This window comes from Proteiniclasticum sp. C24MP, from assembly GCF_043951855.1.
Taxonomy (GTDB): domain Bacteria; phylum Bacillota; class Clostridia; order Clostridiales; family Clostridiaceae; genus Proteiniclasticum.
In genome coordinates, this window is the sequence record NZ_JBINJW010000002.1 from 29748 (window position 1) to 54320 (window position 24573).

Here is a 24573-nt window from a genome sequence, read left to right on the forward strand (position 1 = left end):
ATTTGCACCTCCCATTAAGCCTTTTGCTGTAGGATTTTAACAGCTTCAGGAAGGATCAGTTTACCGTCCACACGTTGACTTGCAAGGAAACCAACTTGACCAGTGGTTGCAAATAGCTCATTTAAACGCTTGAAAGAACGTCCTTGTCTGTCCGCAATCCAGTAGTAACCAAAGTCACCAAATGCGATGGTCTTTGCCCCAGCCTCAATAATTGGAGCGTAGGCTGAAGTATATACTGGACGGTTTAGCAATGTATCTGGAGTACCCGCAGTCAGCGAAGGCTGCCATAGATATTGACCCTGTCCGTCTTTTAGTTTACGGATTGCTTTCACCGTTGCATCATTCATTAAGAACACTGCATTTTTTCTGTATGGTGCTTTTAATGAGTAGACAAGATCGATAATCTCATCTGCTGTAATTGCTGTAGCCGATCCTGCAGTAATCCCAAGCTGTGCTCCACCAGTAGCATTGAAAATGCCTGTAGGTTTTCCATCAGCATCTCCAACAAGAAATGCTTCCTCTTCCTTTGCTCCAATTCTTCTGGCAAACTCAGTGGAAATATAGCTTTCAAGATTAAATACACTATCATTTAAGAGTTCATCCGAGACTTTGATCATCGTACCCAACTTATATGCACCAATGGAAGTCTGACCAAATACAGAATCACTCTCATCAAATTCCTCGCCTTCATCAAGCCAAGCCGCAGTTCCTTTGGTCACTACAACAGGAATTTTTCTGTCACCGCTTGAGGTCTGAATAATTTTTGCCAGCTTACGGAACACATTTTCTTCCTCAAGGGTTTGAATTAGGGTACGTTCAAATTCATCTGGAACAAGATATCCACCCTCAGAATCAGTTCCTACAGAGAGGGAATTGAGTACATCATGTCTAGGATTTTTGCTTCGCATGACATTCCAGAATGCCTTCTTATAATCATCGCTTGCTCTTCCAGTCTTTGTTTCCATCCCTGGAATATTTGGTTTTCCAGTAAGAGGCATGTTCACAGGTTTATTAAGTTCTGCTTCAAGTGCCTCTTGGCGCTCCAGTCTTGCGATTTCCTTACCAAGATTAACAATGTCCTCTTCCATTCTGTCGTAGGTTACCGCATCCTCTGCAGAAACAAGCCCGTCACTGCCACGTTTTGAATCAAGAAATGTCTTTGCCGCTTCCCATGCTTTTGCGCGTTTTTCACGCAGTTCAAGAATTTTACTCATTTTGATTTCCTCCTAATATTTTAATAAATTAAGCCGCTCGTAAAGCGGCTCGGTTGATTGTTTAACAACTGGTTTTTTAAGCTTATTAATTAATGAATTGGTCACTGCTCTTCGGCTAAACACAAAACTGTCTTGTACAGTACTTTCTCCAGTCCTAAACATGATGTCATCAGCAAAACCAAGCTCAATCGCTTTATTGGCATTAAGCCATGTTTCTGCATCCATAAGATGAGATAGCCTTGTTCGTGATAAACCGGTTTTCAGTTCATAAGCATTGATGATACTTTCCTTTACTTCATCTAACATTTGCATTGCCTTTTGCATCTCCTCACTATCACCAATGGCTATGGTGAATGGGTTATGGATCATCATGAGTGAGGTTGGTGACATCAAGACTTCTGTTCCTGCCATTGCAATGACCGATGCGGCTGATGCTGCAATACCGTCAATTTTTACAGTGACATTGCCCTTGTAATCCATCAGCATGTTATAAATCTGTGATGCTGCGATACAATCCCCACCGGGAGAGTTGATCCAAACAACAATGTCTCCTTCGCCACTCATTAGTTCTGCTTTGAATGCCGCAGGAGTAACATCATCTTCAAACCAACTCTCCTCCGCAATTGCACCGTTAAGGTAGAGGGTTCGTGTTTGTGTATCTAAATCACGCACCCAGTTCCAAAACTTTTTCATTTGGCTGTTTCCTCCAATCCTTCTTTATTTGCAAATATGCCCGCATCCGCAAGTTTGGTCATATTGCCGTTAATTAGGTATAAATCTCCTCCAAGCTCAGGTGGAATTCGGTCTAGGTTCTCAAGCTCCCTAATATCATTGGCGCTCATCCATCCGTTTTGTCTGGCGGTTGCATAGCCACTCATTCGAGAAACATAATCTCCACGAAGTAAACCATCTACGTTAAACTTGGAAAAATACTGCTTCTTTTCATCTGATCTTAAAAGCGCCCTGCTAATGGCCTGCTCCCACCGAATTACCCAAGGGTCCAAGGTGTATTTCACAAACTCCAGTGATTGTTGCTCAATATTAGAAAAGCTCGACTTTTCCAAGTCTCCAACCATATGTGGAGGCACGCGGAAAATTCGAGCGATTTCATTGATTTGAAATTTCCTTGTTTCTAAAAACTGAGCTTGCTCCGGCGAGATACCAATTGGCTGGTACTTCATGCCTTCTTCAAGTACTGCTACGCGATGAGAATTGCTACTCCCTTGATAGGTTGCATTCCAACTTTCCCTTACTTTCTGAGGGTCTTTAATGGTGCCAGGATGTTCAAGTACCCCTCCTGGTGCTGCCCCATTAGCAAAGAACTTAGCTCCATATTCCTCACATGCTATTGCCATACCTATAGCATTCTTAGCCATAGCAATCGGCGAGTAACCCACAAGACCATCAAAGCCTAAACCTGGAATATGAAGTACATCGCTTGGTCTTAATGTAACCGCCACACCGTTCATCGTTGGTGCATCATCGGAATATCTGGTGTAGGAATAATAGAGATTGCCACTGGAATCTCTATCCACAGACATTCGATTTGGCATTAGTGGATACAGTGCTATGACTTCACCTTTGCCGTTTCGAATAATCTGAGCATAGGCATTGCCCCATAATAAAAGATGAGTCATCATCGTCTCGCGGAAAACGAAAGAACTCATCTCTGGATTTGGCTCATCATGTAATAAAAAATATAGCGGATGAGAAAGTGCTTTCTCCTTACCGCCGCTATCGGTGTATTTGTATAGATGAAGGGGAAGCCCTGCCACAGCCTCCGCTAATATCCTCACGCAGGAATACACTGCAGTCATTTGCATGGCTGTATGCTCATTAACAGGCTTGCCGCTTGTCGAGCCGCCAAAAAGGAAACTATAGTTGCTCCCTGCAGTTCGATTTTGTGGTTTGTCACGTGCTTTAAAAATATTTGTAAATAGGCCCATCTGCATCTCTCCTTAAAATTGGACATGAAAAAAGCACCTCGTATTTGAGATGCTTTTAGAATCACTCACTATTACTGATATTTCTTCAATAATATTCGGTATATAACAATACCAATGACATACATAAATATCCAAAGAACAGCAAGAAAACGAACAAGTAAATTTGTATCTAGTATTCCCAACGAACCGATTATTGAGAAAATAATCATCGATAGTGTAACAACCAAGAGGGTAATAATATAGGATATTCGCCCCGATCGATTTCTGAGACTTTCTTTGAACTCATCTTTAAGATTGATCTGTTCCTCTTCCAACTTTCTTTCATAGACATCTTTTCGTCTTGGTGATGACCAGTAGAAATACTTCCAAATCAAACTTAATCCCCCAACTAGTCCAGCACCCGAAAACCCGAATAACAAACTACCAATCGAGTTTTCAGTACTCAATGCAAACCATAGACACGCAACTGCGAATACCACATAAATCAGCCCAATGCTCAATTTATTTTTCATCATTTCTTTTACCTCCTTTATTAGGAAAGAAGATTTCCTCGATCTTTAATCCAAAAAAATCAGATATTGTAAAAGCTAAATCTAATGAAGGATTATATTTTCCATTCTCTATAGCACTGATTGTTTGTCTTGATACTTTAAGTGCTTTAGACAACTCTTCTTGATTTAATCCCATATCCTTTCTTAATTTTTCAACTAGATTATTCAAGTCTACATATCTCCTTTCGTCAAGTTTCCTTTACATTTATATTAGCACCCTAAGCATTGTTTGTCAAGCTTCCTTTACAATCAATGCTTGCATGATAAATCTGTAGATTAAAGTACCAATAACCCCCTTCCATCATAAACAGAATTACCTGTTCCACTTGTACGAATTGCTCTATCCAGAGCCATAATAGTGGCTACAGCACCATCTATTTTTTCTGTTGACTTCTCTTTATCCGGTTTAATGTTGCCCGCTGGATCAGTACGAATAAAAATATTATCCATCATCCATCTAAGAACAGGATGTCCACCATGTGCGACCTTTTCCTCCAAGGTTAGTTTCATAAGTTCCTTGGTTGGTGGACTCATATCTTTAAATCCCTGTCCAAATGGAACAACGGTGAATCCCATGCCTTCAAGGTTTTGTACCATCTGAACTGCACCCCAGCGGTCAAAGGCAATTTCTCGAATATTATATTTCTCACCAAGACTTTCAATAAACTTCTCAATGAAACCATAATGCACAACATTGCCTTCAGTAGTTTTAAGGTATTCTTGCTTTTCCCATACATCATAGGGAACATGGTCACGATTTACTCTGAGATTAAGGGTTTCTTCCGGTAACCAAAAATAGGGAAGAACAACATATTTGTCATCTTCATCTTTCGGTGGAAACACGAGAACAAAGGCTGTTATATCTATGGAACTTGAAAGGTCTAGACCGCCATAGCAAACTCTTCCAAGTAAGTCTTCTTCATTTACGGCAAAAGCACATTTATCCCACTTATCCATTGGCATCCATCTAACTGCTTGTTTGACCCATTGATTAAGTCTTAGCTGTCTAAATGTATTCTCTTCTGCAGGATTTTGCTTTGCAGATTCACAAGCGGCTTTTACCTTGTCGATTCCCACTGTAATCCCTAGGCTTGGATTTGCTTTTTTCCATACTTTTGGATCAGTCCAATCATCAGATTCGTCTGCTCCATAAATAACTGGATAAAATGTAGGGTCAACCTTTCGCCTTTCCAAGAGGTCTTTTGCTTTTTGATGTGTCTCATAGCAGATAGATTTGGTGTCTGACCCTGCAGTGGTAATAAGAAAATACAGCGGTTGGGTTCTTGCATCACCAGAACCCTTGGTCATAACATCAAAGAGTTTTCTATTGGGCTGGGTATGAAGTTCATCAAAAACAACACCGTGTATATTAAAACCATGCTTTGAATAGGCTTCAGCTGAAAGCACTTGATAAAAACTATTTGTCGGCTGAAAAACAATACGCTTTGTTGCCGACAGGATTTTAACTCGTTTACTAAGTGCCGGGCTCATACGCACCATATCAGCTGCAACTTCAAATACTATCGATGCTTGCTGACGATCTGCAGCACAACCATAAACCTCCGCTCTTTCTTCACCATCACCACAACAAAGAAGTAGGGCAACAGCAGCCGCAAGTTCTGATTTACCCATTTTCTTTGGTATCTCAATATAAGCTGTATTAAACTGTCTATATCCATTTGGTTTAAGTGTTCCAAAAATATCTCTGATGATTTGCTCTTGCCAATCTATGAGTTCAAAAGGCTTTCCTGACCATTTACCTTTGGTATGGCTTAAGCACTCAATAAAGTTGACCGCATAGTCTGCAGCATCTTTATCGTAATAAGAGCCCTTTGACATAAAAGCTGTCGGTTTATATTTCTTCAACTTTCTAATATGCGATCACCTCCCTTTATGCATAAAAATAAAACTGCATCAAGCAAGCCTTATCATTCTATCCATACGAGAAACAGAGCCAATTTTGGCACTGTCCTCTGTTACTATTTAGTTGTGTTCTAGCAATAGGATTGCAAGCGCAATTTCTGCATCCTCATCCACAGGTTCAATGTCCCAGCCTCGGTCATAGTTTACAATAATCTTTCCGTTACGCTTAAGCATCAGCTTAGAGATGCGTCCTTCGTCAATGCCAAATTCCGAGCCTTTCTCATAGCACTTTACCCAATAATGGATGATGCTGTTATGAACTTTGACGCTACCTTCTCTCCACACGGCTTTATTCCTCCTTACCAGTCAGAATGAAACGTGAATAAGCCCCAATGTTATCTGCAAGGTAAAGAAGTAACTCGTCATATCCTTCCCTCAGAGCGATTTCCTGTACTTTTCGCACATCAAACATATTAGTTTCACCTGTGTCACGAATAGCAAGAATCTGTTGTTTTATCTTATCTGTCATCGTGAATCCTCCTGCACAGGTCTTCGCCAAAAGCTACTGAGAGACTGGAGCCTGAATCCCAACGCACCATAATAGAACCAATATCGTCAACTCCTACAACTGTTCCTTTAGTACCAATCTTTGGAGCTTGAATATCATCCATCTTTAATAGTTCTACACGACATCCAGCAGGGTAATTCTCACGAAGGTTTAGCAGTTGTTCTTTACTGATTATCCTCATTTTTTACTCCTCCTTTGAATGCCGCAGAACCGGTTAGATTTCTGAGCAATATTTTTCGTTCTTCTTTATACTCTTTGCCAATAAAGCCAAGGCGGAGCAAAAAGCATCTAAATGCGTATTTTTCATTTGGGGTTTCCTTTTCTTTTGCAGTAATGCGTTTCTGATTTCTTGCCATCTCGCAAAGAGCGGAAACAAAATGGTTGTAAGCCTTAACCTCTTCTGGTGCTGGTATTTCTTTAAACCATGGAAATGAAACTTCATCTTCAGAAATTTCAATCGGTAAGTCTTCTGCCTCAAGTGCATGACGGATAAGATCGCCCTTTGCCTCAACAATCGCTTTTAGGTTTTCAAGTGCCTTTTCTGTAAAGCTACTCCTTGGCATTGATACACAAAGGCTTAAAGCCTCACTGTCTTCGGTTTGTTTGCCCTCAGTGGCGTCAATTTGCTCCTCTGCGATAAAACCCTCCCTTGCCAAACACTGGGCCACCTTTTCGATTTCTTCGCTGTCTGCCTTATCACTAAATTCAAGGCTCCCATTTTTGTCGATGATAAAGGCATCCACCTCGTAAGCCATGCTGGGCATTCCAAGGTACTTTGCTTTAACACCTGTGATGTCGCTAAGTGCTGTGACTAACCTCTTTCGCTCTGACCCTGTTACGTTATAATTAATGATCATGTACAAAACCTCCTTTGTTTTGGTATGTACATATATCACTCTAAAACACTTATTTATCAAGCTTTTTATCGCTAATTTAGAATAGAAATATGGATTAAGTATTTCCTTCTAATTGTGTATACCAGACAATGCCAGACAGCACAAAACATACATTTGTAAGGGCTACTCCATTACCCCACATCTTATATTCAGCAGAATCAGAATGCGGATTCTTTAGCCACTTAGATATTTGCTTTAGTGTCTTGGCTTTTGAATAACTGCCGGTCACTTTACGGTGTGTTTCAAATATGTCATACCAGGTGCGAAGATCATCCATCGTAGGGTTTTCTATCCCTAAATCACTACACCACCAATCGGGGAAACCCTGTAGCCTTGCACACTCTGTTGGTGTCAGTCTTCTGACTGTGTATTCTATACCGTCATTACCATTAATAAGTGGAGGGTCTTTGTAATCTGTGGCAACTAAAGTATTAGCAAGTTCTTTCTCGGCATTTGTAAAAAATGATGCCTTACTTGATGAGTAGGTAGGGGTTGCCACCGCACTAGGACCCTGTGCATTTAGTGTTGAACTTATCCCATCTTCTGTAATTCCAAGATTTCTAGCATAATTTTGACCACAGTTGAAAGACTCCCTATCAATCGCATAAACGACAGCGTGCTTATCTACCGTATTTAAAGTAAAGCTGACTTCCTCATTAACACCATCACCTCGTGGACCATTCTTGTCATCTCTGCCTATCATAGAGCCTTGCAAGGCATAACTTTCTACCACAGCAATACCACCTTGATTGCTATCCGGAGCATTGCCGGACGTATCAATGGTTCTTGCCGTATCACTTTCATAGACATTTGAACGTGCATTGATTGTTCCTTCTGAGGTAAATCGCACATCGTAGGTCTTAGGATTTTCCACAACAAATGGCTGATTGTTGCCGCCTGTTCCATAAGTAGCAGAAATAGTTGGTGCAACATCAATCGGTCCACTAAAACGAGTATCCTTTCCGTGATTATCAAAAACAGCCGAGTCCATAACACAAGGTGGATGATTTGACTTAGCACGTAGGGTACAAGTGATATCCTTTGTCACATCCATACGATTACCACCCTGGTCATTTAAGCAGATTGTGCCTGTCTCTCTAATGCTGTCTGCAATATAGCTGGAAGCACCTTGCCACGAGCGGATGCTCTCCTTAGAATACCCAGACAAGCCTTCTGACTTAAATAGTATTTTTCCGGCACCCCCACCTGCAAAATCTGCGACAAGGAAGATTCGTTTTCTTCGTTGGGGAACTCCCCAGTATTGAGCATCAAGCACTCGCCAGGCAAGGGAGAAATGATCTCCCACGATACTTCCTGCTTGTTTCCATTTATCAGTTTTAGGAATTGATATGGTTTCATCTTCGATGTGGCAGATGCCTTCAAGGACACATCTGAAATCTTCTCCTTTGTTTGATGAGAACGCTCCAGGCACGTTTTCCCAGACAATATATCTTGGCTTTTTGCCATCTGTAGCACACCTCATTTCTTTTACGATTCGGATGGCTTCATAAAAAAGACTTGAACGTTTCCCAGCCAAGCCATCACGCTTACCTGCTATGGATAAATCTTGGCAAGGGGAGCCAAAGGTAATAATATCTACTGGTTCTATCTTGCTGCCATCCATGCAAGAAATATCTCCATAATGTTTGATAAAAGGCAGCCTTTTGGTTGTCACCCTAATAGGAAACGGTTCAATCTCCGATGCCCATACTGGGGTAATACCGGAAATTAAACCGCCTAAAGGAAAACCGCCCGAGCCGTCAAAAAGACTGCCTAGGGTCAGTTTATTCATTGGCTACCTCCAATTCATCATATTTATTAGTGAGTCCGTCCCTTTGAACACTTACTTCTTTTGAAGTGCCGACTTGCTCAATATAGCGTTTTACAATAACATCACAGAATTTCTCATCTAGTTCCACTGTGTAGCAAATACGCTCTGACTGCTCACAAGCAATTAATGTACTTCCACTTCCACCAAAGGGATCGAGTACAATTGTGTTACTCATAGAGGAATTCAAAATAGGATAGGCAAGAAGAGGAATTGGCTTCATCGTAGGATGATCACCATTTCTCTTTGGTTTATCAAATTCCCATATGGTAGTTTCTTTTCTTCCCGTATACCACTGATGTCTTCCTTTCTTCTTCCAACCATAAAGCACTGGTTCGTGTTGCCATTGATATGGTGAACGTCCAAGTACAAGGGAGTCCTTTTTCCATATACAGCAACCGGATAAATAAAAACCGGCATCCGAGAAGGCTTTTCTAAAATTAAACCCTTCGGTGTCGGCATGAAATACATAGATGGAGGCATCGTCTGCTAATGCTTCTTCAATATTGATAAAGGCATCTAAGAGGAATTGATAAAAGGCATCATTTGTCATATGATCATTTTTGATTTTCCCTGCAGAGCCCTCATAATTTACGTTGTAGGGAGGGTCTGTCACACACAAGTTAGCCTTGTTTTTATTCATCAACAAATCATAGGTTTCTTTCTTCGTGGAGTCACCACATACGAGCCGGTGCCTACCTAATGTCCATACGTCACCAAACTTGCTGATTGCAGGCTTTTTTAATTCTTCATCCACATCAAAGTCATCATCGTGAATTCCATCTTTAATGGTATCTTTAAATAAGTCATCCAGTTCTTTAGGATCAAATCCAGTAAGAGAAACATCAAAATCTGCACCTTGTAAATCAGCAATCAAGAGGGCAAGTTTATCCTTATCCCAATCACCGCTAATTTTATTGAGAGCGATATTAAGTGCTTTTTCTTTATCCTCATCCATCTCAATGATGACGCATTCGACTTCTGAAATTCCCATATCAATGAGAACCTTGAGTCTTTGATGACCACCTACAACATTGCCGGTCACCTTATTCCAGATAACAGGCTCCACATACCCGAATTGCTCGATAGAGCGTTTCAGCTTTTCATACTCTGCATCACCTGGCTTTAAATCTTTACGAGGATTGTATTTAGCAGGAAGCAGGTCTTTTGTATTCTTTTTTTCAATCAACATACCTTTTTACCGCCTCCCTTAGTTCTTTATAGCAATCTAAAAACTCCCAAGAATGCAATCCATATCTGAAATGACCGTAGGTAGCAGTATCCGCATAAATGACATCGGTCAGCCTTAACTTTTGGATAATTGCCGCAGGTCTAAGATTAAATACTTCTTGAACCGCACTACAAAGGATACTTTCAGCAACTTTGCCTGTTCCAAATGTATCAATCTCCACAGCAACTGGATCTGCTTTTCCAATCGCATAAGAAATGGCAACCTGGCATCGTTCTGCATACCCACACCAAATAATGTTCTTAGCGATGGCTCTTGCCATATAAGCACCACTGCGATCCACTTTTGTCGGGTCTTTACCAGAAAAAGCACCACCCCCGTGGGATGCAATGCCGCCGTATGTGTCCACCATTATTTTTCTTCCTGTTAATCCTGTATCAGCGGCAGGTCCACCTTCCACAAAGCGCCCGCTTGGATTAATGAGTATCTCCGTTTCATCGTCAAATGGATATTTTTCAAAGACAGGCCAAAGCACCTGAGAGATGATTTCATTTCTTAAATCATTTAAGTCTTTATCAGCACCGTGCTGAACGGAAACAACAATGGTCTTGATTCGCTTTGGCTTATCATCTTTATACTCTACTGTAACTTGTGCCTTACCATCTGGACCGATGTTTTTAATAACACCATTCTTCATAACTTTATCCAGCTTTTCACAGATAGCATGAGAAAGAACAAGAGGTAACGGCAACTTCTCACTTGTTTCATTGGTGGCATAACCATAAACTGTGCCTTGATCTCCTGCACCTAGCATGGAATACCAGGAAGTATCGCCTTCACGGAATTCCAAGGCTCTATCAACACCACCTGCGATATCTTTACTTTGCTGATGTACATGGACAAACACGAGAAACTTTCTTGGATTGTAGCCTACGTCAGTCAGTACATTACGAACTACTCGTTTGATATCAATTTTCTTTGAACAGGTAATCTCACCGGCAACAATGATACGTCCTTTGGTTGCCAACACCTCGCAGGCCACACGAGAGGATTTATCTTTTCTCAAACACGCATCTAAGATGCTGTCAGAGATTAGGTCACACAATTTATCGGGATGACCTTTACATACACTTTCACAAGTTCTATATTTTTTCATTATCATTTTCCTTTCCTAGCAGATAGTAACCGCTCCATTAGATCATCTTGTGGACTTCTGCCACCAAACTCTACAGAGCAGTTTTCTTTTACAATCTGGTATATCTGATACCAACACTGATTTACTTGTTTCATGTATTCACGGCTCATAGCAACATACGGTGATGCTATGGCTGCCGATGTAGTAGGATGCTTTGCAAGAAATCCATATTCTGAAATACACTCCTCGCACTGAATCCAACGAGAAACGCTCATGGCATATTGCTCGATCAGCTGGTTGTTTACTAACATTTCGCAGCTACGATCTTTTAACCATTTATAGGTTTCTATATAAATATCTTCTGCACAGAGGACTTTACCGTTTTTCTGAGCCGCCTTTAGATAATCTTTTACTGGAGGAACATCCGTGCCTTCCATTTCTGCTGGCTCCGGCAGTACTTGAGACCCGTTTAATCTGCCATCAGCAATTTTATCTGTTAGAGCTTTTGATTTTCTTCCTGCGCCAACACGCTGGCCACCTCTTGCTGTACCGTCCTTTGCCATTTTTCCACCTCACTTTTCTAAAAGTCTTTAATACCCCCTTTGATTTCTGATTTTTACACGCAAGACCCCAGGCCGTTGTCCGCTATAAAAGGTGTAGAGATTTGAACCGCCCCTGGCTCACTTACGAATCTGTCTATCACCAAGGTCTAAATGTATCTTGTTGTGGCAGGACTTACATAAAGACATCAAATTACTTTTGTCATGCGTACCGCCTAAAGAAATGGGGAGGATGTGATGTACTTCCTCAGCAGAGGTAAGCCGTCCGTTTTTCTCGCACATCTCACACAAAGGATGTTCCCTGGCATATCTGTCACGGATTCTTTTCCAGGCTCTACCGTACTTTTTATTGACATCTGGTGAACGTTCAAATTTATCATAGCGCCTACGCTCTACTACTCTATGTTCCTCACAGTACCTACCATCGGTTAGATTAGGACAACTTGGGGTACTGCACGGTCGCTTTGGTCTTTTGGGCATCATTTCACCTCGCTTTCCGGGCATAGAAAAAGCCCTGCGAGGAATTCCCACAAGGCTTGGTAAATATTCTATTTTGCTGATTATATACTAACACAAATGCAATAGTGGTATCTTGTTGCAAAGTGTTGCAAGTTGTGCAAGCTATATTTTAATAGGATCTTTAGGAAGAGTTACATGGTTAAGAGCTGCATTATGCCATCTGTAGACTGTTGTTCTATCGGCATTAAGTTCATCGCCAATTTGCTCCCAGGTTAGGTTATGAACATACCGATACCGTAATACCATGCGCTCATCAGTGTCTGCAACCTCGTTTATAACATGCCTTATCTGCTCCTTTAGTGCTACAAGATTATCTACTTCCGTGTTTATTTTTCTTTCCAAATCCATAATCCGCTCCAAACACCTTACAAACTTGGCATCGGCATTTTGTGAGGTTTGAACTTTTTCATCCCAACTTGGTGATGATACACTTGTTGCCATTTCTCTTAAGGATTCCATTTCCTCGATGTCTGATTGTATTCTTTTATCAAGCCTGTAAGCTTGGTGTAAATATTCCTTTACTTTCATATCTCTCTTACCTCCGATTTTAATTTTTTGATTAGGATGTTCCCATCAACAGAGGTAAGTTCTCTATACCAATCAGAGCGGAAGAACCTCTCCACCTCGTTTTTTATAATTTTAGCCGGCTCATAGTTTGGACGCTTTTTAAGTTTCTTTAACGCAGACCTATAATCCTTAACTGCCATTAAAATGATAGCATTGGCTAAGTTTTCATAAGGTGTGGTCATCGCATCACCTCCAGCTTTGCTTTTACAGCATCAATAAGGGAGGCTTGTGTCTCTTCTTTTCTTGTAAGAGCAGTCATGACATCTTCATCAATAGTACCTTTGGTAAGAATGTGATGGATAATAACCGTCTCGTTTTGACCTTGTCTATAAAGTCTGGCATTGGTTTGCTGATATAATTCTAAAGACCAGGTAAGTCCGAACCAAATAAGTGTCGAACCACCGCTTTGAAGATTAAGACCATGTCCTGCACTTGCTGGATGGATCACAGCGATAGGGATATTGCCATCATTCCAATCTTCAATATCCTTCGATGTTTTTATTTGCCTCACCGAAAATCTATTCTTAATTCTCTCTAAATCATGTTTGAACCAATATGCAACAAGGACAGGTTTGCCATTTGCGCCTTCAATTAAATCTTCCAGTGCATCAAGCTTTTTGTCATGAATGATATGTGTCTTGTTTTCACTATCATAGACAGCACCGTTTGCCATCTGTAGAAGTTTTCCTGAAAGCACAGCAGCATTAACTGCATCAATCTCCTCATCACCTAATTTCGTGACCATATCATCTTTAAATTTAGAGTATATGTTCCATTCCTTTTCATTCAGAGAAACAGCCACTTCATTTACAATGCATTCAGGCATTTTAAGATAGTCTATGGATTTCATGGAAATCGTAATATCAGATATTTGGCTATATATTTTATCCTCAGCACCAGGTAATGGCTTATATGAAAATATAACCTGTGCATTACGTTTATCCGGAGTGAAGTAAGTATTACGGTAGTGAGTGATATATCTGCCAAGTCTTTGACCTAAGTCTAGAATGCGAAACTCTGCCCATAAGTCCATTAAGCCATTACTCGATGGAGTTCCTGTAAGACCTACAATTCGTTTTACCGTTGGCCTTACTTTTAGTAGACTTTTAAACCGCTTTGCTCCATAGGATTTAAAGGATGACAGCTCATCAATGACCACCATATCGAAATCAAAGGGAATGCCGCTTTTGTTAACAAGCCAATCCACATTCTCCCGATTGATGATGTATATTGTTGATCTTGTCATAAGAGCATCGATTCTTTCTTTTTCTGTTCCAACCGCTACAGAATAGGATAGTCCTTTCAGATGCTCCCACTTTTTAATTTCAGAAGGCCATGTATCCCTTGCTACTCGAAGTGGCGCAATGACCAAAACCTTACATACAAGAAAACTATCCAAGCAAAGGTCAAATATTGCCGATAAGGTAATCACACTTTTACCAAGACCCATTTCAAGAAAGACTGCAGATATGGGATGGGATAAAATAAAATCTGTTGCATAGCTTTGGTATTCATGTGGATTGTATTTCACTGAGTATCCCCCCAATCTGTTCTACACTGTCCAAGCAATAAACCGAAAAACCTAATGCCTCCAGTTGTTTCTTTCTTTTTTCTTGTATAGGGCGCATCTTTTTTCCCGTTGCTTTACATTCAACAAATGCCATTCTCCCCATAGGAAATAGAACAATGCGGTCCGGCACACCATCAACTCCAGGACTTACAAACTTTAGTGCAATACCTCCCAAGTCTTTAACTGCTGCTACAAGTTTTTTTTCTATATATTTTTCAGTCATTTTTTCCTCCCATCTGACACAAGAAACACAAAATCACAACCATTCCCCTATATTTACTAACGCGCATATACGCTCACAGACATTTACTATCTACTTTTAAGAAAAAGCATTTTGAATATAAGGGAAAAAGTTGTGTTGTGTCGCATTCTTGTGTTCTCTATCCGCCATAATGATATAGTCGCTGCCTACCATAAATCGGCAAACGCTTAATACTGCTGGTTCGTTCCCAACCGGCAATCTGAGCCATAAGTGCTGCGATCTGATAACTATCGGTGGTCTTTAATTCTGGGAGATTACGATTAAAGCATTCACACCAAATTTCTGCATTGCTTACAGATGTTCGTGCAACAGTACCTGTATGCTTGGCCCCACCAAATTCGCTACCGCTTAGGTAATTCCTACGGGCAAATAAGTCCATACTGTCCCAATCATCTGGAAGTAGAGTATTTAGGTATTCTTCGACCATACCAACACGCTCATCAACCTCCATCGCACCTTTCTGTGCTTTTTCAGCCTCCTCTAAAACATCACCCTCGAGGTACAGTTTTTCACCCGATTTCCATATTTCTTTAGCTTCGGCCCAGAACTGCTGCCTATATGCTTCAGTAAAATTCCAGGTCTTCTTCTGCTTTTTCTGATGTACCTTAATAATCCAAAAGCGGCGGTTTCCTGTGATGTCACGTAAATATCCACGCTCACCATTTACCGTTGCAATGACGATGCACTGTCTAGGATGGCTTTCAACAACTCTGCCATAGGATGGTCTATATTTATCATCTGAGGTAGACAGGAACGCTTTTACTTTTTCAATGTCAGCTTTCTTCATTCCAGCAAGTTCTCCGATTTCAACCACCCAGAATCCCTGCAGTTTTTCAGCACCAGACTTATCATCCATATCCGTAAGAGATAATGTTTCAGAGTAGAATTCTGCTGTTACAAGGTCTTTAATGATGGTGCTTTTCCCAATACCCTGATCGCCATCAAGCACTGGAACGCAGTCAAACTTAATTCCAGGAACATATATCCGTGCAACAGCTGCTGCAAAGGTCTTCCTAGTCACAGTGCGTATATACTCGGTATCATCTGCCTGGAGATATTTGATAAAAATATCTTCCACACGTTTTACTCCGTCCCATGCAGGAAGGGAATCAAGGTAATCCCTTATAGGATGGAATCTCCTATCATCAGCAACCTTAGTAAATGCAACATCGTGGTTTCTGCTTGAAAACGGAAGGTAGCGAATATCCATAATGGACTTAAGCTGGGCTGTGTCGGCATCTCTCCAAAATACGTTACCTTCTGGTCTTTCCCATGGTAGTGATCCTGTGACCTGGATACGGTTCGACAGCTCGTTATATGCAAAGTTCTTGAAATCGGGGTCATGATTAAGAATAAGGTTTAAGTTGTATACGCTGTTTTCAAGTAAACTTGATCTAGGCTGATACCTAAGTCTTGATTTCCAATCATCTCCACTGTCAGTGAAATCCACTTCAGCTTCTGCAAGTTTTTCATTGGTAGCAAAGACTTTTACCTCATCAATTTTCATGGCAAAATCACACATATTCTTAAAGGACTTCTTATCATCCTCATCACCAAATTTATGGATACGAACGATGTCAAAGGCATTACATAATTTAAGGTATGCCGGGTCCTTGGCATGATGGCTGTAGACGAACTTGCCACCTTCTTTGATTTCAACACCCGCCATACTGCTTGATTCTATAAAATGGTAGCGGTCCTCATTTTCTGTAGGCTCGTAGACGTCTGATAAAAATGCATCGATTGCTTTTGTAACAGGGAAATAAACTCTATTAAAAAGGCCCACAACACCCTCCTTTTCAAGAGGGTCCTGTACCTTCTCATGCGAAACTGTATTTGCCTTGCTCTCCCTAGATGAAGTCGGAAGTCTTGTAGGATCAGTCCATTCGGGATGAGCAGTTAAAATATCATCTGGATTAAGCCAAGTTTTCTCTACTTCCTTATAGATAAATTTTCCGTTGGATGGCGTACTTGGCCAGTACATTAGCTGGTTTGGCAGATAGGAGCATTCATCGAAATAATCCATGCCAAGCATCTGTGCTAAATATCTTGAAACTGCTACAAATTCCTCTGAGGTTACATCTCTTGTTAGGGGAAAAATAAGACGCACCCGTGGATTTTCTTCTGTGCTACTATGGGTTGAATAAAGAACAGAGGTATATGCAGCATTCAACTCATAGTTTTCAAGAAATTCTTTATTAATTCTGTCACCATCTAAAGCAATCATTGATCGAAGTTCCACAGTATCGTTTTTTCTGCGACCACCTTTTAATACACCTGCAACAAAGCCACCATGGTCTTTTGCATTATCCTTTTGACCTTTACTGAACTTGGCATATTCTTCAGCTGATTCCGTAGTCCTGATTGGAGTCTTCAATCTATCTTTTAGCGCATCAAATGTAATTTCTTTATTAACCCATTTCTTTGCCTGGCGGCTGTTCCCATAGGCAATGGCTAATTTTCTCAACTTAATAACCTCCTTTCAAACGAGGTCTTTGTCCATGTTCAAATCTTGCCTGTATTTCTTTTGTTTTTTTCATAAAGAATCCACCTCTTCAAAATCTTTGTTGAAGTATCTGACCAGTTGTCTACGTTTCTTTGCCTTTTCTATTTCAATACTCATGCCTTTTGAGATAACATCACCAAGTACCCAGACTTCCTGGCACTTGCCCATAAGGATGATGTCCATGAAAATAGCAAGATCACGTTCTTTCTCGTTACTGTCATCCATGAAAGGGAATAGAAGGTACGGGGTCAGCGGGATACATCCACGTTTGAAAGCAAATTCTGCAAACTGAGTGGCTTTTAATACATTTTCCTTAACAGCTCCGTGAAAAGGGGCGCATATATAAACCAAAGGACGGAAGGCAGGTTTTGACGCTGCCTTTTCCTTTTTTACTATATTAGTTAGTGCTTCATGGGGAGTAGGGTCATAGTATCCTTCAGCATTGAATTTATTTATGTTCATCACAGCTACCTCCGGCTCTAATTTTTTTACTACATTCGCTACAATATACTGCAGTACCAAATAAATCACTTCCACCATCACCTAGGATTTCTGCAATATCCACCATTACTTCAACATCACACATCGGGCAATGGCAAAAAACATTCTCATCTGTTATTTCAATAGATATCTCCATGGAATCATTCAATCTTTCTTTCACATAAAACATAGTAAGAGCCCTCCTTAATTCTTCTCTATTTTGGTTTTGTACCATTCCAAGTAACGCTTGCGCTGCCCATAATCTGGAACAGCTACTAACAAACCAACATCTACTTTTTGTAATGTGTCTAGCATTGTAATCTGCTCATCAGATAAGTAAGGTCGAATGCTTTTTCCTTTTGCAATTCCATTTGCTAATCTAAACTGCTTTGCCGTCATTCCGATAACGATGCGATTTAACATATCGCATTCATTACTGAAGTGATATGGCTTTGGATTTTCATGAAGTAACTTAATGTTGTCTGTCAGTAAAGGGAACTCCTTACGAGCCGAAACAAGAGTTTTAATGAACTGCTCCATTTCATTAAAGCGTTTGATGTATAACTCTTTGAACTTCATTGCTTTCTGCCCTGTATATCCCATAACCAACATAGTGAATCCATCACGAGTCATGGCATAAGCCTTTTGCTTTCTGTTCCAACCATCCGTGTATGAGGTCGGCTCAAAATTGAGCTGAGCAAATTCTGTGCTTAACCCAGATTTGGGGTCAGTGATTTTAGCAATGTCACGCAGAACATTTTTATGTTCCTTCTCAAAGAACTCTGCTACAAACAAACTATCCACTCTTGCCGTATCTTTGGTGTCGGCAAACACACCATATTGGTCTTTAGGTATTAATTCTCTCATCAGAATTACCTCCTTAAATTTTTTTGGAGGTCTTGACCTCCTACCTGGTAGCCTTGGGAGAAGGTCAAATCTGACGGTTTTTATATTCTTGTTCCAATTTTTTTGTTGCTCGTTTTAACTTCTGAGTAATGTTGTTTTCATCAGCACCTATGGAGCTGGCATATTCGCGGATTGACATACCGTCTATGCGAACGGCGATAAACATATCCGCCCAATCTTCTTTTTTACCGAGTACCTTGCGTATCCATTTACAAACATCCTCGTACTCGTATTGGTAAGCACGCTCTATTTCTTGAGAGTTATCTGCAAATGTGTCCATAACATCTGTTTCATCTTCAGCCTGATCATCTTTACGATATGGAGTCTTCGGATTGCCAAGATGCCTATGATAGCGGCGCCAGTGGTTGTATTCTTTGGCATTCATTAGGTCGAACATTTCCTGTAAAGTCTTACAACGCTGTACTTCTGCTTTCTTTTCGGGCTTTGCCTCTGCAAGACGCTGCTCGTAATCAATGTCCAGCATAACGTTGTAATCTCCATCTGGAATTTCAATTGTGGTGTAGTTCTTGTGACCATTTTTGATGTTGTCTTCATATAAAACTCGAATCTTCATAAAGTATTCCTTTCCGTCCTGGCATTGGGCGGCGGAATACAAAAAGAGCCTGTGATGAAGATGACCACAGACTCCGCTTGTCCTAAAAAAGGGCACACGAAATTACGGTGGGTGCATCTTCATTCCAAACACAGTCTTTATCACTGTGTTCTGAACTCTTATGCATCCTGCCGTCCGTATGCGCACTAGGACTTTGAGATTTATTTTGGTTGAGCGATAAATGCTCTTTACTGATTACTACCTTCGAGGAAGATAGGCAGGCTGATTATTCAAATCTGTCTCTGCCTATCACTGAAACTACTTCTTTTTGCTTGGTCTCGTTTGACTTAAAGCACTGCCAGCAACTGATTTAGAATTTTTGCTGTAACGTCCATCGTTGAGAATTTTACTTGCCTTTGAAGCAACTTTCTTGGATGTTTGGCGTGTATTACGTTTTGCCATTTCTTTTCCCTCCTTCCTTTTCCTCGATATGCCTTTATTGAAATCAGGCATTCGATATCTTGCTGAAGAAATACTGAACAATTGCTCTTAAGATATTTACAATCGTGAATTTCCCCTCTGGAAAAGTGTGAATTTTCATGATATAATCTAAAAGACTTTAATAAATTACAATTCCTTCTCCAGAGCGTTTAATCACTAATAAAATTGTACAAAAAAAAGTCCAACCATTAAGGAAGGACTCGGAGGGGTTCGGAAAGATTCGGAAATATAGTTGGAGGTGGCAGATAATGCTCTTTAGTGAATTTGCGAATATATTATTTAAACATAGTGACACAACGTACAAGCCAAATGAATTTTTTCTGTCACTTTTCGACAACATTATGAGAGATCCAAAATCACCAGAAGAAATAAAACTATCAGAGGAGAATAAATATAATCCTTTTGACTCTCTTGCACCGGATTCTTTGGATCGTTTTTTTAAAGGCACTCTCCCATTAAGTAAGAGAAACGTACATAAAATTATTAGCCGAAAAGATACAGATAAATTTGCAAACTATATAAACGAATATAACGATCATAACCAAATCGCTATTGAAGAAGAAATCAAAACAATGATTCCAGATTTCAATCCTGATGATGTTTTGGGATACGCCTGCGCTGATTTATTCCTTCAGATTTTAGATGATATATATGAAGGTCGAGAATCTTCTAGTATCGTTACTCCCAATAGCTCAACTCACCCTACTAAATTAACTGCCTTACCTACTCAAACTATTTATTATGATGAATCCGATGGCAAGTTACACATAGGAGATGTTGAAATATCTATTCCAAAAGAGATTGAGCCTCCACAGGATATTGCTCCAGAAGAAGAAATTTATGTTCGTGAGCTTCTGGCTGCCTACTCAGAAGCCATAGGATCCGGTGAGATTACGAAGAATGATTTGGATTCCTTGCATATGAAGTATAAAAGGAACTTTTCTGATCAAAGAATCAACTTTTATAGTGCTGTACGTATTGATCGTTTTATACGTGAATCCTTTGATAAAGGAGAGGAACATGCGAAGAAATGGCAATCTGAAACGCATGATTATATTAAGGATACCCTATGGGATGATTACGATGACGGGTACAAAAGATTGTTAGCAGTAATGAAAAAAGTGGTGGACTGCTCTACCACGGCTGTTGTTGACAATATCCAAAATCTTGTTGGCCCAAAAGAAAAGAAAGGAACCTGTCACCTATTAGTAAATGACGGTTGCATCCGCTGGGTGGATGAAGATGAATAATAAAGTTTTTAATACAGTATTTGAAATATCCATGAGATTGTTGCTTATTTTGTCCTTATCAAAAAAGAAAAAGCTTACACTAGATAATTTAGTAACAGTAGACTTCATATCAAATTATTCAAAGGAGTTCGGACTGTCGGGTAGCAATCTTCATGGTGATAATGAATTTAGTTTTTCTGAATTCTCTATCCGGAGAGCATTAGTACAAGATGCAATAAAACAGCTTGTACTTGAAAATATGATAAAGGTTTCATATTCAAAAGAGGGCTTCATATATTCCATTACAGAACGTGGACGAACATTTAGTAACTCTCTAACTTCTGACTATGCGACTGAATATAGATTACATGCTCAAAAAGCTCTTGAATATATAGACTCAAAAAACGAAAAAGAACTTCTCAATTTAATTAGCCGAGAAGCCTCTAAATCATTAAGGAAGGAGTAATCCCAAATGGCATTTTATATAACAAAGGTTACAGCAACTGGCCCAGGGAAAGCCCCTGCCACAGTAACATTTAGAAAAGGATTAAATCTCATCTGCGGGGTTTCCGACTCCGGAAAAACCTGCGTATTAAAATGCATACAATTTGCTATGGGTGTAATCAAGAAACCTTTTGAGAAAGAGCAAACAGGGTATGATAGTGTAAGTCTAGACATTATGACTCCAGATGGTCCTATTCATCTTTCTCGAATACTTGGAAAGAATGTCGTAAACGTGGTCACTGAAATTGCTTCAATTGATGGTGGTAATTATGACATAGACTATAAAGGCCGGGGAAATAAGAACCCTGTCTTAAATGAACTATGGCTCAAGCTAATTGGTATTCATAAACTTCCAATGATAATAAGCACCCAGGATTTCACTAGGCAACGCTTAAAATGGAATACTCTTATGCGACTTTTTTGGTTAAAAGAACAAGATATTGAGAATCCAAAATCTGTACTTTTACCATCAACACCTACACAACACCCTTATTTTTTTGCATCTTTGCTCTACCTTATCACAGGAGATAATTACCCAAATGGTGAAGAGCAAGATAAAGATGAAATCAGCAAAGCTAAAAAGGATGCTGTTCGTCAATTTGTGAATAGTAGGATTTCACATATGTCGAAAAAAAGAGAAGAACTTCAAAAAGCATTATCTGCTTATAGTAACTTAGATGTCGAAGAAGAAATGCAAAAATTAATTGACAATCTGTCCGAAACTGAAGAAGCTATCGCAGCCGCCACAGAGGAAAGCAAGGATTTACTTAGTACTTTACTTAATTTAAAAGAAAAGGAAGCAGAAACCAAAGTAACTCACTCTCACTTTCAGGCACTAAAAAGCCAATATACAGCTGATATAAAGAGGCTTACCTTTATTGTAGATGGAGAAGTACATTTACACTCTGTAGGCAATAATAAAAAGTGTCCTTTTTGCGACGGAAGTATTCCACCAGTAGAAAGGAAACCTTATATTGAAGCATCAAAATCCGAACTAAATCGTATAATCACACAATTGCAGGGCTTAGCAGAAAGCGAAAATGACGTCATTTCAACTTTAAATGAAGTTAGAAATAAAATTAAAAATCTAGAAGAACGAAGAGCCGAAATTGAAAAATGGATTGAAACAGAACTCGCTCCTCAAGCTGATAAATTAAGAGAAGGCATACAGCAATACCGCTCTTATATACAATTACAACAAGAATCAACTGTTCTGCATAACGTTTCCCAAGAGTGGATTGCAGAGCTACAAAAGCAAGAAAATGGCGAGGATTTAGATAAACCCAAATTTAAACCAAAGGAACATTTTCCCGTAGATTTTAATTCACGTATAGATGAGATAGCTTATTCAATATTAACTGACTGCAAATATGAAAATCTGAATACAGCTCATTTCAACATGGGAACCTTTGATTTAGAAATAAATGGATATGCCAAAGAAGATAGTCATGGCAAGGGATATTGGGCATTTATCAATACCGTATTAGGATTAACCTTTAGGCAGTATTTGCACGAGGAGGCTGTCTACAAACCAGGAATTTTTGTAGTAGATACTCCCTTACTTGGTTTAGATCAAGGTGTTGAAGATAATGCTCCTACAAGCATGAGAACTGCCTTATTCCAATACTTTATTGATAATCAATCCGAGGGACAAATGATAGTTGTAGAAAACACAAAAGACCTGCCAGAATTAGATTATGAGGCTGGTGGTGCTAAGGTCATAGAGTTTACTCAAGACAAATACAAAAGCAAGTATAAAGAAAGTCGTTATGGTTTTTTACATGATGTATATAGTAATTAGGATGATAATCCTTATAACGGAGGTGGCAATATATGCTACGAATAAGCTATAACAAACTCTGGAAAATGTTAATTGATAAAGATATGAATAAACAAGATTTAAAGAATTCCACCGGAATAAGCTCTGCCTCAATAGCAAAGCTTGGTAGAGGCGATAACATTACAACAGATGTTCTCCTTAAAATTTGCATGACTTTAGATTGCGACATCGCTGACATCATGGAAATAACAAAAGATGAAAAAAACACATCAAAAGCAAAGGAGTAATCGAATGAAACTGTTATATTCAAATATTTTACCCCTTGGTACATCTGAGGGACAAGAAACAATTATTAACTGTTTTAACGATCAAATTGCACACTCAGACCGTGTTGAAATTGCGGTTGGATATATCTCTCGTGCCGCTTTGGAAGAGCTTGATTATTTAGTCGAGGAACACAATCTATCAAATATATGCCTTACCATTGGTATGTACTTCATTGAAGGAATGCCAGAAGGATCATATAATACTGCACTTGCAATAAACAAGAAATGGATGGAGGCCGGCATAGGCGAAATTAAAATTGTGAAAGCATTTAAATACCACGGCAAAGTATACTGCTTCTATAAAGATGGACAACCTTTTGCGGCAATTATTGGTTCAGCAAACTTAGGTGTAATTAAATTAGATGCCAATAACCGTCGACAGTATGAAATCTCATCGATTACTAATGATGCTACTGAATGCAGAGAAATATCAGATTTCATATATAGGCTAAACGCGCAGAACTGCTCGGATAATATTGCCAACGTAACAGGAATGCCAATAATAAGAGAAGTCAACACCTCTCTTAGCGGCATCGATACAGTAACACAAATCCCTCAAACCGGCGTACAGCTTTATGTACAACATAAAACAAGTGTTTCATTTGTGCTACCGTTAAAAGTTCCTGCTCACAATGAACGACATATGGATGACGGTAAACATTTCACGAAATCAAATATTAATGTTAGCTATGCCGCACCACGAAGCAAAAGAAAATCCCGTGATTGGTATGAGACTCAGTTGACTGTGAGTAAAGAAATAACTCGTTCCGAGGGATATCCTGAAAAGAACAAAACCTTCTTTGTTGTTACCGATGACGGCTATTGGTTTAAGGCTCATACTACAAGTGATGGCAATAAACAGTTCAGTGCTGTTGGCGATGAACTTATTCTTGGCCGTTGGATTAAGGGTAGACTCGCGGCTGCAGGACTTGTAACACCTGTGAATGATACCCAAGCTGACACAGACCGTAAGGGCATGATTACGAAAGAAATGTTGCAATCATATGGTTGCGATAGCCTTGTGCTTTCTAAAACCGACCAGAAAGCATTAGACGAAGACGGCTCTGAACTTGATGTATGGGTTTTATCATTTGAAACAACTACTAACGAATAAGAGGTG

30 protein-coding genes are annotated in these 24573 nt (G+C 39.8%); 5 read left to right on the forward strand and 25 right to left on the reverse strand.

Going from position 1 to position 24573, the window contains the following annotated elements:
- Positions 1 to 14: 14 nt before the first annotated feature.
- The 25 genes from ACHAL6_RS03245 to ACHAL6_RS03365 all read right to left on the reverse strand — a co-directional run bounded on the left by ACHAL6_RS03245 (position 15) and on the right by ACHAL6_RS03365 (position 19575).
- Positions 15 to 1214 carry a phage major capsid protein gene (locus ACHAL6_RS03245; RefSeq protein ID WP_069980578.1) on the reverse strand — a complete coding sequence of 400 codons (1200 nt, stop codon included), beginning with the start codon at positions 1212 to 1214 and terminating at the stop codon, positions 15 to 17.
- A gap of 12 nt (positions 1215 to 1226) precedes the next feature.
- Positions 1227 to 1907 (reverse strand): head maturation protease, ClpP-related, encoded by a 681-nt coding sequence (locus tag ACHAL6_RS03250; RefSeq protein ID WP_395268809.1) that lies wholly within the window; start codon positions 1905 to 1907, stop codon positions 1227 to 1229.
- On the reverse strand, positions 1904 to 3160 hold the full coding sequence (locus ACHAL6_RS03255; RefSeq protein WP_395268810.1) for a phage portal protein: 1257 nt from the start codon (positions 3158 to 3160) through the stop codon (positions 1904 to 1906). Before ACHAL6_RS03255 ends, ACHAL6_RS03250 begins: the two co-directional genes overlap by 4 nt.
- A gap of 71 nt (positions 3161 to 3231) precedes the next feature.
- A complete protein-coding gene (locus ACHAL6_RS03260; RefSeq protein WP_395268811.1) occupies positions 3232 to 3675 on the reverse strand; it encodes a hypothetical protein in 444 nt (147 codons plus the stop codon).
- Entirely contained in the window at positions 3662 to 3880 is a 219-nt protein-coding gene (locus tag ACHAL6_RS03265) for a helix-turn-helix transcriptional regulator (RefSeq protein WP_395268812.1), read from the reverse strand. The genes ACHAL6_RS03260 and ACHAL6_RS03265 overlap by 14 nt, the downstream gene beginning before the upstream one ends.
- A gap of 107 nt (positions 3881 to 3987) precedes the next feature.
- On the reverse strand, positions 3988 to 5586 hold the full coding sequence (locus tag ACHAL6_RS03270; RefSeq protein WP_395268970.1) for a terminase large subunit: 1599 nt from the start codon (positions 5584 to 5586) through the stop codon (positions 3988 to 3990).
- 108 nt (positions 5587 to 5694) lie between these two features.
- Complete coding sequence (locus ACHAL6_RS03275) at positions 5695 to 5919, reverse strand: hypothetical protein (RefSeq protein WP_395268813.1); 225 nt, start codon at positions 5917 to 5919, stop codon at positions 5695 to 5697.
- 4 nt (positions 5920 to 5923) lie between these two features.
- Complete coding sequence (locus ACHAL6_RS03280) at positions 5924 to 6103, reverse strand: DUF5049 domain-containing protein (protein WP_346025366.1); 180 nt, start codon at positions 6101 to 6103, stop codon at positions 5924 to 5926.
- Positions 6093 to 6323: a DUF4314 domain-containing protein gene (locus ACHAL6_RS03285; RefSeq protein ID WP_395268814.1), complete on the reverse strand. Its 231-nt coding sequence runs from the start codon at positions 6321 to 6323 to the stop codon at positions 6093 to 6095. Before ACHAL6_RS03285 ends, ACHAL6_RS03280 begins: the two co-directional genes overlap by 11 nt.
- Positions 6307 to 6999, reverse strand: coding sequence for a virulence protein (locus ACHAL6_RS03290; RefSeq protein WP_395268815.1), 693 nt, complete (start codon positions 6997 to 6999; stop codon positions 6307 to 6309). Before ACHAL6_RS03290 ends, ACHAL6_RS03285 begins: the two co-directional genes overlap by 17 nt.
- Positions 7000 to 7093: 94 nt before the next feature.
- Positions 7094 to 8830, reverse strand: coding sequence for a DNA (cytosine-5-)-methyltransferase (gene dcm / locus ACHAL6_RS03295; RefSeq protein WP_395268816.1), 1737 nt, complete (start codon positions 8828 to 8830; stop codon positions 7094 to 7096).
- A complete protein-coding gene (locus ACHAL6_RS03300; protein WP_395268817.1) occupies positions 8823 to 10058 on the reverse strand; it encodes a site-specific DNA-methyltransferase in 1236 nt (411 codons plus the stop codon). The genes dcm and ACHAL6_RS03300 overlap by 8 nt, the downstream gene beginning before the upstream one ends.
- Positions 10048 to 11211, reverse strand: coding sequence for a methionine adenosyltransferase (gene metK, locus ACHAL6_RS03305; RefSeq protein ID WP_395268818.1), 1164 nt, complete (start codon positions 11209 to 11211; stop codon positions 10048 to 10050). The genes ACHAL6_RS03300 and metK overlap by 11 nt, the downstream gene beginning before the upstream one ends.
- A 2-nt stretch (positions 11212 to 11213) precedes the next feature.
- Positions 11214 to 11753 carry a P27 family phage terminase small subunit gene (locus ACHAL6_RS03310; RefSeq protein ID WP_395268819.1) on the reverse strand — a complete coding sequence of 180 codons (540 nt, stop codon included), beginning with the start codon at positions 11751 to 11753 and terminating at the stop codon, positions 11214 to 11216.
- Positions 11754 to 11870: 117 nt separating this feature from the next.
- On the reverse strand, positions 11871 to 12230 hold the full coding sequence (locus ACHAL6_RS03315) for an HNH endonuclease (RefSeq protein ID WP_395268971.1): 360 nt from the start codon (positions 12228 to 12230) through the stop codon (positions 11871 to 11873).
- Positions 12231 to 12371: 141 nt separating this feature from the next.
- A complete protein-coding gene (locus ACHAL6_RS03320) occupies positions 12372 to 12797 on the reverse strand; it encodes a DUF1492 domain-containing protein (protein WP_395268820.1) in 426 nt (141 codons plus the stop codon).
- Positions 12794 to 13018 (reverse strand): hypothetical protein, encoded by a 225-nt coding sequence (locus ACHAL6_RS03325; RefSeq protein WP_395268821.1) that lies wholly within the window; start codon positions 13016 to 13018, stop codon positions 12794 to 12796. Before ACHAL6_RS03325 ends, ACHAL6_RS03320 begins: the two co-directional genes overlap by 4 nt.
- The gene (locus ACHAL6_RS03330; protein ID WP_395268822.1) at positions 13015 to 14367 is read right to left on the reverse strand and encodes an SNF2-related protein; all 1353 of its coding nucleotides are present in this window, start codon (positions 14365 to 14367) and stop codon (positions 13015 to 13017) included. The genes ACHAL6_RS03325 and ACHAL6_RS03330 overlap by 4 nt, the downstream gene beginning before the upstream one ends.
- Entirely contained in the window at positions 14348 to 14629 is a 282-nt protein-coding gene (locus tag ACHAL6_RS03335; protein WP_395268823.1) for a VRR-NUC domain-containing protein, read from the reverse strand. Before ACHAL6_RS03335 ends, ACHAL6_RS03330 begins: the two co-directional genes overlap by 20 nt.
- 157 nt (positions 14630 to 14786) lie before the next feature.
- Positions 14787 to 17135, reverse strand: coding sequence for a VapE domain-containing protein (locus ACHAL6_RS03340; RefSeq protein ID WP_395268824.1), 2349 nt, complete (start codon positions 17133 to 17135; stop codon positions 14787 to 14789).
- Positions 17136 to 17204: 69 nt separating this feature from the next.
- Positions 17205 to 17636 (reverse strand): DUF4406 domain-containing protein, encoded by a 432-nt coding sequence (locus tag ACHAL6_RS03345; protein ID WP_395268825.1) that lies wholly within the window; start codon positions 17634 to 17636, stop codon positions 17205 to 17207.
- Positions 17623 to 17844 (reverse strand): hypothetical protein, encoded by a 222-nt coding sequence (locus ACHAL6_RS03350; protein ID WP_395268826.1) that lies wholly within the window; start codon positions 17842 to 17844, stop codon positions 17623 to 17625. Before ACHAL6_RS03350 ends, ACHAL6_RS03345 begins: the two co-directional genes overlap by 14 nt.
- A gap of 14 nt (positions 17845 to 17858) precedes the next feature.
- Complete coding sequence (locus ACHAL6_RS03355; protein WP_069980560.1) at positions 17859 to 18521, reverse strand: Rha family transcriptional regulator; 663 nt, start codon at positions 18519 to 18521, stop codon at positions 17859 to 17861.
- 64 nt (positions 18522 to 18585) lie between these two features.
- Entirely contained in the window at positions 18586 to 19134 is a 549-nt protein-coding gene (locus tag ACHAL6_RS03360; protein ID WP_395268827.1) for a sigma-70 family RNA polymerase sigma factor, read from the reverse strand.
- Between the two features lie 297 nt (positions 19135 to 19431).
- On the reverse strand, positions 19432 to 19575 hold the full coding sequence (locus ACHAL6_RS03365; RefSeq protein WP_323380896.1) for a hypothetical protein: 144 nt from the start codon (positions 19573 to 19575) through the stop codon (positions 19432 to 19434).
- A gap of 287 nt (positions 19576 to 19862) precedes the next feature.
- Between ACHAL6_RS03365 and ACHAL6_RS03370 the strand changes: the two genes are divergently transcribed.
- Genes ACHAL6_RS03370 through ACHAL6_RS03390 form a run of 5 tightly spaced genes read left to right on the forward strand, consistent with a single transcriptional unit; the run spans position 19863 to position 24567 of the window.
- A complete protein-coding gene (locus ACHAL6_RS03370) occupies positions 19863 to 20864 on the forward strand; it encodes an ABC-three component system protein (RefSeq protein ID WP_395268828.1) in 1002 nt (333 codons plus the stop codon).
- Positions 20857 to 21309: an ABC-three component system middle component 2 gene (locus ACHAL6_RS03375; protein WP_323380894.1), complete on the forward strand. Its 453-nt coding sequence runs from the start codon at positions 20857 to 20859 to the stop codon at positions 21307 to 21309. Before ACHAL6_RS03370 ends, ACHAL6_RS03375 begins: the two co-directional genes overlap by 8 nt.
- A 6-nt stretch (positions 21310 to 21315) precedes the next feature.
- Entirely contained in the window at positions 21316 to 23148 is a 1833-nt protein-coding gene (locus ACHAL6_RS03380; RefSeq protein ID WP_395268829.1) for an AAA family ATPase, read from the forward strand.
- 32 nt (positions 23149 to 23180) lie between these two features.
- Positions 23181 to 23414: a helix-turn-helix domain-containing protein gene (locus ACHAL6_RS03385; RefSeq protein ID WP_395268830.1), complete on the forward strand. Its 234-nt coding sequence runs from the start codon at positions 23181 to 23183 to the stop codon at positions 23412 to 23414.
- Positions 23415 to 23418: 4 nt separating this feature from the next.
- A complete protein-coding gene (locus ACHAL6_RS03390; RefSeq protein WP_395268831.1) occupies positions 23419 to 24567 on the forward strand; it encodes a restriction endonuclease PLD domain-containing protein in 1149 nt (382 codons plus the stop codon).
- Positions 24568 to 24573: the final 6 nt, after the last annotated feature.